Source organism: Bacillus sp. LR--39, assembly GCF_053613335.1.
The window spans coordinates 1-581 of the sequence record NZ_JBSIOT010001293.1; the positions used below are offsets into that span (position 1 = coordinate 1).

The following is a 581-nucleotide window of genomic DNA, read 5'->3' on the forward strand; positions in this document are numbered from 1 at the left end:
GCTGGAGAATATCAGAAAGCAGCTAGCGGCGCAAAAAAAGGGGGAAAAGTAAGCTGTGGACGGCCAGTTTGAACAAAAAAAGAAACAAAAAGACGAGACTTATGACATTGAGCATCTGATTGCATGCTTTTCACCGATGATCAGAAAAAAACTCAGCAATACGTCCTATCAAGAAAGAGAAGATTTAGAGCAAGAGCTGAAGATCAAAATGTTTGAAAAGGCTGATATGCTTTTGTGTCAGGATGTCCCGGGATTTTGGGAGTTTATTTTGTACATGGTAGATGAGAACTCATAATATTTTCATATGAAAAAACATCAAAAGGGAGCGCTTGTTTGCTCCTTTTTTGCTGTTTTGATTTGCCAAGCTCCAATGTATTCAAAAATGTACCATAAATAAACGATATAATGATAAGATGAAAAAAACAGTGACAGAAAGGAACATAAAAGTGGAAAATGCGTCAATTTTAATCGTAGACGATGAGAAAGCGATTGTGGACATGATCAAACGCGTTCTCGAAAAAGAAGGTTATCGAAATATACTGGATGCAGCAAGCGCAGAAGAAGCGATTCCCGTTGTGAAG

1 protein-coding gene and 1 pseudogene are annotated in these 581 nt (G+C 37.9%); both read left to right on the top strand.

Annotated elements, in window-relative coordinates; all coding sequences use genetic code 11:
- Nucleotides 1-55: 55 nt before the first annotated feature.
- Complete coding sequence (gene rsoA / locus ACWHAR_RS30055) at nucleotides 56-295, top strand: sigma-O factor regulator RsoA (protein ID WP_003228484.1); 240 nt, start codon at nucleotides 56-58, stop codon at nucleotides 293-295.
- A gap of 118 nt (nucleotides 296-413) precedes the next feature.
- Nucleotides 414-581 (top strand): annotated as a pseudogene (locus tag ACWHAR_RS30060) (DNA-binding response regulator); the annotation flags it as partial.